We start from the raw sequence: 7,176 nt of genomic DNA, 5'->3' as shown, positions 1-7,176 counted from the left end.
AGTTCGTCTGGATGCCCTCCGCCTCGTTGCGCGGAAAGCCCAGATGCAGGTGCGGGGTCAGGCTGTCCGCAAGCCACAGAAACGCGCCGCCCGCCAGAAACCCGATGACGGCCGGGACCCACGCGGGCAGGGGGCCTTCCTCGGCCATTGCTATTGCCGGGGCCAGTAGCGACCAGAAGCTCGCCGCGGTCATTACCCCCGCGGCAAAGCCGAGCATGGTGTCCAGCATCTTCCGGTGCAGCGTCTTGAACACGAACACCGCCGCCGCGCCCAGCGCGGTCAAGCCCCAGGTGAAACAGGTAGCCAGGAACGCCTGGCCCACAGGATGCAGGTCGCTAAACCACGTGATCGCCATAAGACCTCCACGAGAGCCCATACCGCCCCGTTTCCCGCGCGGTGGAACATCATTCTACCGGCGGCACACCACGCGCGCAACGCTTGAAATGGCGGCGGGAGGTGTGTAGGCTTCTTCCTGTTGCGGCGCCCGTCGAACAGGCCGCCTGGCCGGAAATTCAACGAAAAGTGAAGTAATACGACCATGTCTTCCGAAGCACGCCCCCCTCTCCAGATCTTTGATGCGGTCTGCGCCGATGTCTATGCGACGGCGCGAGCCGCCGCGGCGCAGAACACGAAAGTGGCCGGATTTCTGTGCTCCTACGCGCCCCAGGAATTGGTCCACGCGGCCGGGTATCTGCCGGTGCGCGTGCTGGGCCGGCCGGGCGGCACGCCGCGCGCCGACGAGGTGCTCCAGCCCTTCGCGTGCAGTTTCGCGCGCAGCAGTCTCGACAGCGCGCTCGCGAACGAGCTGGATTTTCTCGACCTGGTCGTGTTTTCACACACGTGCGACACGATGCAGAACGTCGCCGACCTCTGGAAGCGCAAGAAGCCCGAGCATCACGCGCTGATCGTTTCGATCCCGACGCACACGAAGGGCGCCCCGGCGCTCGCATATTTCCGGAGTGAATTAGAGCGTGTAAGAGGGCAGATCGAAGCGATCAGCGGCCCCATCAGCGAAGAGGCGCTCCGCGCGAGCATCGACCTCTACCAGCGCCACCGGGACGCCATGAACCGGCTCTATGCGCTTCGCCGTTGCGACCCGCCGCGCCTGAACGGGCGCCAGGTGTTGTCCGCCGTCGTGTCGTCGCTGTTTATGCCCAAGGAAGAGCACTTGCCGCTGCTGGAGACGCTCGCCGCGCAAGTCGAGGCCGGCCCCGGGGACAGTTGCACGGACCCCGCTTTCGCGTGCGGCACGCCCGTGCCACGTGTCTTTGTGGCCGGAAGCGTGTGCCAGAACATGGATTTCATTCGGGCCATCGAGGAATCGGGCTGCTTCGTGGCCGATGACGACCTCTGCATGGGCGCGCGCCTGTTCTGCATGGAGAAGGCCGTGGCGGACGACCCGCTCGACATGCTCGCCCAGATGTATTTGGCGCGCCGGCCCTGTCCCGCGTTTCACGCGCCTGGCTTCGATCCGGGACGGCATCTCGTCGAGAAAGCGCAGGCTGCCCGCGCGGACGGTGTCGTGTTTCTTCTGACCAAGTTCTGCGACCCGTGGTTCTTCGACTATCCCCACGTGAATCAGGCCCTCGAAGATGCCGGCATCCCGACGCTGCTTGTCGAGGTCGAACAGCATTTGCCTGTGCCGGAGCAGTTCCGCACGCGCATCCAGGCTTTCCTCGAGATGCTTGCCGTGAGGGCGGGGCGATGAGCGCGGGACCGCTTTTCGCGGGCGTGGACGTCGGTTCCGCCACGACCAAAGCCGTGCTTCTCGACGCCACGGGCGCCATTGCCGCGCACACGGTCATCCCGAGCGGCGGCAAGCTGGCCGCGGCCGCGCACGTCGCGCTCGAACGCGTGCTGGGCGAAGTCTCCGCGGAACTCAAGACGGTCGCCGCGCTCGTTTCCACGGGGTACGGCCGGGAAAGCGTGGCCGGGCGTACAAAGGCGGTTACCGAGATTACGTGTCATGCGCGGGGCGCGCATGCGTTGAACCCCGCGGCGCGTTCGGTGATCGACATCGGCGGGCAGGATTCAAAGGCCATTGCCCTGGACGAGAAAGGCGGCGTGCGCCGCTTCGAGATGAACGACAAATGCGCGGCGGGCACGGGCCGGTTTCTCGAGGTCATGGCGCGCACGCTGCAGGTCGGTCTCGACGAGATTGGGCCGCTTGCGCTCAGCGCCGGTTCCCCGGCGCGGATTTCGTCAACATGCACCGTCTTCGCGGAGAGCGAGGTCATTTCGCTGCTCGCGCAGGACGAGAGCATCCCGGGCATCCTCGCGGGATTGTGCGCGGCCATCTCGCAGCGCGTGAACGCGCTGGCCGCGCGCGTGGGCATGACGCCGGAGGTCATGATGACCGGCGGCGTTGCCAAGAACATCGGTGTGGTCAAAGGGCTCGAACAGGCTATCGGGCTGAAACTGACTACGCCGGAAGAGCCGCAGATCGTGGGCGCCCTGGGCGCGGCCTTGATCGCGCGCGACCTCGGCCTCTGAGACGGAGAGCAAGATACCCGTAGCATGGGCGGCACGACCGGGACGCCCGTGCCACGACACAAGCAGGGATGACACCATGAACGAAAAGCGCGTGAAGATTCGGTCGGCGGAGAAGATGAAGGAGATAATGACGCTCTATTACATGATGGCGAAGATGGCCGAACAAGAGAAGAGCCAGAAGATCGCGTGGATCACGAGCGGCGGCCCGGTCGAAATCCTTCACGCGGCGGGCGTCATCCCCATCTATCCCGAGAATCATGCGGCCATGTGCGGCACCGTCCGCATGGCCGACCGCCTGTGCGGCGTGGCCGAGGAGAAGGGGTATTCCCGCGACCTATGCTCGTACGCGCGTTCGGATATCGGCTCGATCATAAGCGGGGAAAGCCCCATCGGCGGCTCGCCGCGGCCCGATTTCCTGGTCTGCTGCAACAACATCTGCGGCACCGTGACCAAGTGGTATCAGGCGCTGCAGCGCATCTTCGATGTGCCGCTTATCTTCATCGACGCGCCGTATCAGTATGAGGCCGACCGGCCCGAGGCCGTCGCGTACGTGAAGGCGCAACTCGAGGATATGATCCAGACCGTCGGCGAAATCACGGGCACGCCCATCAATCCCGACACGTTCACCGAAACGCTGCTGCGCTCGCAGGAAGCCGTGCAGTTGTGGCGCGACATCCAGGACCTGCTGCGCCACCGGCCCGCGCCCATGAACTCGTTCGACACGTTCATTCATCTCGCGCCCATCGTGACCCTGCGCGGCACGCCCCAGTGCATCGAGTATTACCAGGAACTCAAGTCGGAGATGGAGGAGCGCGTCCGCGACGGTGTCGCCGCGGTGCCGGGCGAGCAATTCCGGCTTGGCTGGGACAATCTGGCCATCTGGTACAAGGTAAAGTTCCTGGCGGACAAGTTCGCCGAGCACAACGCGGCGCTGGTCGTGTCCACCTACACGGAGAACTTCAGTTACCAGTCGCCGGACCGGCGCGAAGACGACCTGCTTTGGACCCTGGCCGCGAACTACATCGGCGGATACATCAACCACGGGTTGGACTACCGCGAGCGCGAACTGACCCAAATGGCCGAGCATTTCCACCTCGACGGGTTCGTCATGCATTCGAACCGCAGTTGCCGCGCATATTCCTTCGGCCAATACGAACTGGCGCAAAGCATCGAACGCAAGAGAGGCATCCCCACCCTCATGATCGAAGCAGACCAGAGCGACACCCGCTCCTGGTCCGACGAACAGGTCGCCACGCGTATCGACGCGTTCATGGAATCCTTGACCGCCCGCCGCGCGGCGGTCTGAAAGCGCCCTCGGGCAGCCTCGACAAGGCTGCGTCTTGCGTCCATCCGGCGCGTATGGGTATAGTGGCGCCGTCGAGCCGTTCGCGTTTGGGCGCCGCGCAGGACGCGGATGTGGGGAGAGGACGTCCAGGTTGGACAGTGTGGAAACAGCCCCAGCGAAAGGGAGCAGCCGCATGCCGCGCGTCCCGGGGACCTATTCCCTGGCCGCGTATGTGTGCGTTGCCGTTGTGCTGATCCTTGGCGCTGTCATGCCGCTGCTCGAAAAGACCGATTTCGGCGAGTACCGGCCCTTTCTCGCGAACATAACGCTGCTGGACGACGAATCCGTCCCGACCTTGGTCAAGGTCTTGCTGGTCTACCCCGCCGCGGCGGGCGTGGCCGTGATTATTGCCGCTGCTTGCGCGAGCGGCGCCGTGCGCGCGGTCATCGTCCATTTGCTCGGCGTGGCGCCGTTTCTGGCCTATTACTCGGACGAAGCGGTCCGGCGCAGCTTCGGCACGCCTTTTGACATGCCCGTATCCGGGAACCTGTTCCTGCCCTTCGGCGGCGCGTTTGCGCTTATCGGCGTAGTGGGCCTGTACGCGGGGGGGCGCATCCGGCGCGCGTTTCCCGCGCACCGCGCGGGCGCCATCGCGGCGAGCATCGGCGGCGCCTACTTCCTGCTCTCGCTCGTCGTGCCGCTCGAAACGCCTGAATCCGGCACGTACCCGCTGATGGCGCCGTTCAAGCTGATGTTCGAAGACCAGGGGCTGTGGTCCATGCAACTGATCGGCGTTTCGCGCCTGTTCATCATGCTGCTGCTCGCGACCGCGTCCATCCTGGCGCTACAGTCCGCATCCGCATGCCCGGACGCCGCCTTGCGGGCGCGGCTGCTCAACCGGCTCTGGAACGCGCACTTCCTGCTGCTTTTGCTCGCGCCGTGCGTCGTGCTGGTCTTCGTCGCCTTCGGCAAGGCCGGGAGTGGCGATTTGCTGGGCCACCTCTCCTACATCCTTAAAACCGCATTCACGACGCTGGGCATGCTTTTCCTGCTGCTCATGGGCGCAGTCGACTTGATCGTCATCGGCGCGGATGTGAGGAAGGCGGAAGGCTGAAGGGCCGCTCCGGGAGAAATCACCGGGGCGGACGGCATGAGCCCGTTCCAGCCCCAAGCCCTTATCTCTTGTTCCGCACGGGTACGACGCAGCGGAACCCGACGGTGTTGAGCCGGGACTCGGGAAACAGGCCCTTGCGCGCGGTACTGGTCAGTTCCCCGGGCCGCGAATTCCAGCAGCCGCCGCGCACGGCCTTCCGCGGCGCGTTCTGCGCCCCGTTGCCGGAAGTGCGCCTTGCGACCGGATAGGGCACGAACGCATCCTGCGTCCACTCCATGATATTGCCGGCCATGTCTTGGATGCCCTCCGGCGTGGCGCCCCGTTCGTGCATCGAGATAATCGACGGCATGCCCAGGTTGTCGCCGAAATTGCACAACGTCGGTTCGGGCGGCAGGTTGCCCCAGGGGTAACGCCGGTTTTCCTTGCCGCGCGCGGCGAATTCCCACTGTGCTTCCGTGGGCAGGTCCTTGCCCTGCCACTTCGCATAGGCCCGCGCCTCGGCCCATGTTACCCCGACAACCGGCTGGTCCGGCCCGTTATACTGCGGGTCGCGCCAGAATCTTGGCTCGGGGTGGCTCGTCGCCTGCAGAAACCGCGCGAATTCGCCTACCGTGACCGGGTGCACGTCCATCCAGAATGGGCCGACGTAGACTTCCTCCTCCGGGGCCTCGTCGCGCACGTCATTGCTGCCCATGAGAAAGTTGCCGCCTTCAAGGTAGACCATGCCCTCCGTCGAGGGTTCCTTGTCGGTCGTGGGCGAGAGCATCTGGACTGTGCTCCTGCCGTAGGCCGTTTCAAAGGCTTCCTCGAGCGCGTTCCGGAACTCCGTGGCCGATTGCCAGCGGCGCTCCTTTTCCTCCGCCAGCGCGCGGTCGAGCACGGCCTGCAAACCCGGCGATACGTCCTCCCGCACCTGCGGCACGGGCACGAACTCGTCCAGCGGTGTGCGCAGCGTGAACAGCTCATAGAGCAACAGGCCCACCGAGTACAAGTCCGCGCGCAGGTCTACCGTGCGGCGCAGCCGTTGTTCAGGCGCCGCATAGCCCAGCGTGCCTACGACGCGTCCCGTGGCTGCCGCCGCCACGGGGGCGCCAAACAGTTCCTCGTGTACGACCTTGGCCAGGCCGAAATCCAGCATCTTGACCCGTTCACTCACAAGCAGGAACACGTTTTCCGGCTTGATATCGCGATGGATGACGGTGCGGTGCGCGTATTCCAGCGCGGCCAGAACCTGTTTCAGCACGGTCACCGCCAGACGGACCTCGACCAGGCGGCGATCGTTCCGTTTCTTTCGCAGAAACGCGCGCAGCGATTGCCCGCTCAGGAATTCCATCGACAGGTAGAGGATGCCCTCGCTCGTCCAGGCTACATCGTGGACGGCGACGATGTTCTCATGACGCAGCCGCCGCGCGATTTGCGCCTCCTGGATGAACATCTGCCGGCCTTTTTCCGTGCGCAGCAGTTCCGGATGCATGAACTTGAGCGCCACCGGCTCATCCACCAGCGTGTCATGCGCGCGATAGACCGCGCCCATCCCGCCCTTGCCGATGCGCTCCTCGATGACGTACCGGTCGCCTATCCGGTCGCCGCGCTCGAAGGCCAGGTTCAAATGCGTTTCGCGCAGGACCGCGCTCGGTACCCGGATGGGAGCCTGGCAATTGAAGCAAACGCCCTCCTTTCCCTGTACGGAGGGGGGCACCAGAATGCGCAGCCCGCATTGGTAACAGACAACTTCGATCATGCCTCACATACCGCCAAGTCACGGTCACAAACTGTCTATAGTGTAGCACCGCCGCCCCGCCCCTGACCAATACCGCGTTTGCCGGGCCTGCCGGCCATGCTGACCTGAAGTCAGGGAGAACCCTCCTTTCCTTGCCCCAGATGATGGGCTGCAGGGACGAGAAGGACAAAAAGCTATCCCCAAAGCTGATTTATTCCTGTCGTGGGGGGCGAGGCATGTCTCGCCCCTACGAAGCTCGGGCAAAGACGACCTGGCTCTTTGAACGGTATCTCCCTGTCGAACGGGCGATTCTGCCCGTCACGCGGGTTCTGGGATAGTTTCAAGATGCACCGGATGAACACGGCGTCCCCGGCTCCTGGCCCCGGCCCCCCAGACCCTCCGCCTGCGGGCAGCCGAAGGCCATGCAACGCATGCCAGGAAACACAACGGACGAATCCGCATGGCCGAGAATGATGCCGTCGCACGGCGCAGCCAGGGTCTCTTGCAGTTTGCCGAAGGCATTGTAAGTACGCGCGACGGGTTGCCCCTGCTTCACGCGGCGTC

6 protein-coding genes are annotated in these 7,176 nt (G+C 64.7%); 4 read left to right on the top strand and 2 right to left on the bottom strand.

The features are described 5' to 3' along the window. Positions 1-355 (bottom strand): ZIP family metal transporter (locus tag KA184_13545; protein ID MBP8130597.1); only part of this gene is annotated, 355 nt, incomplete at its 3' end. Positions 356-538: 183 nt separating this feature from the next. Here KA184_13545 and KA184_13540 point away from each other — a divergent pair. From KA184_13540 to KA184_13525, 4 genes are all read left to right on the top strand, one after another. Continuing rightward, the gene (locus tag KA184_13540) at positions 539-1,708 is read left to right on the top strand and encodes a 2-hydroxyacyl-CoA dehydratase (protein MBP8130596.1); all 1,170 of its coding nucleotides are present in this window, start codon (positions 539-541) and stop codon (positions 1,706-1,708) included. Then, positions 1,705-2,493, top strand: a complete 789-nt coding sequence (locus tag KA184_13535) for a 2-hydroxyglutaryl-CoA dehydratase (GenBank protein MBP8130595.1) — start codon at positions 1,705-1,707, stop codon at positions 2,491-2,493. The genes KA184_13540 and KA184_13535 overlap by 4 nt, the downstream gene beginning before the upstream one ends. Positions 2,494-2,569: 76 nt before the next feature. Further along, positions 2,570-3,799 carry a 2-hydroxyacyl-CoA dehydratase gene (locus tag KA184_13530; GenBank protein MBP8130594.1) on the top strand — a complete coding sequence of 410 codons (1,230 nt, stop codon included), beginning with the start codon at positions 2,570-2,572 and terminating at the stop codon, positions 3,797-3,799. A gap of 172 nt (positions 3,800-3,971) precedes the next feature. Beyond that, the gene (locus tag KA184_13525; GenBank protein MBP8130593.1) at positions 3,972-4,892 is read left to right on the top strand and encodes a hypothetical protein; all 921 of its coding nucleotides are present in this window, start codon (positions 3,972-3,974) and stop codon (positions 4,890-4,892) included. 61 nt (positions 4,893-4,953) lie between these two features. Here KA184_13525 and KA184_13520 read toward each other — a convergent pair whose 3' ends face one another. Next, on the bottom strand, positions 4,954-6,633 hold the full coding sequence (locus KA184_13520) for an SUMF1/EgtB/PvdO family nonheme iron enzyme (GenBank protein ID MBP8130592.1): 1,680 nt from the start codon (positions 6,631-6,633) through the stop codon (positions 4,954-4,956). Between the last annotated feature and the right edge of the window lie 543 nt (positions 6,634-7,176).

Source organism: Candidatus Hydrogenedentota bacterium (genome assembly GCA_018005585.1).
In the GTDB taxonomy this organism is placed as follows: domain Bacteria; phylum Hydrogenedentota; class Hydrogenedentia; order Hydrogenedentales; family JAGMZX01; genus JAGMZX01.
The sequence above is the reverse complement of the archived record's forward strand: the minus strand, read 5'-3'. Positions and strand labels throughout refer to the sequence as shown.

What these genes read in the sequence shown, in the direction of transcription:
- KA184_13520 (MBP8130592.1), bottom strand. Translation starts at nt 6,633, where the DNA reads ATGATCGAAGTTGTCTGTTACCAATGCGGGCTGCGCATTCTGGTGCCC.
- KA184_13535 (MBP8130595.1), top strand. Translation starts at nt 1,705, where the DNA reads ATGAGCGCGGGACCGCTTTTCGCGGGCGTGGACGTCGGTTCCGCCACG.
- KA184_13540 (MBP8130596.1), top strand. Translation starts at nt 539, where the DNA reads ATGTCTTCCGAAGCACGCCCCCCTCTCCAGATCTTTGATGCGGTCTGC.
- KA184_13525 (MBP8130593.1), top strand. Translation starts at nt 3,972, where the DNA reads ATGCCGCGCGTCCCGGGGACCTATTCCCTGGCCGCGTATGTGTGCGTT.
- KA184_13530 (MBP8130594.1), top strand. Translation starts at nt 2,570, where the DNA reads ATGAACGAAAAGCGCGTGAAGATTCGGTCGGCGGAGAAGATGAAGGAG.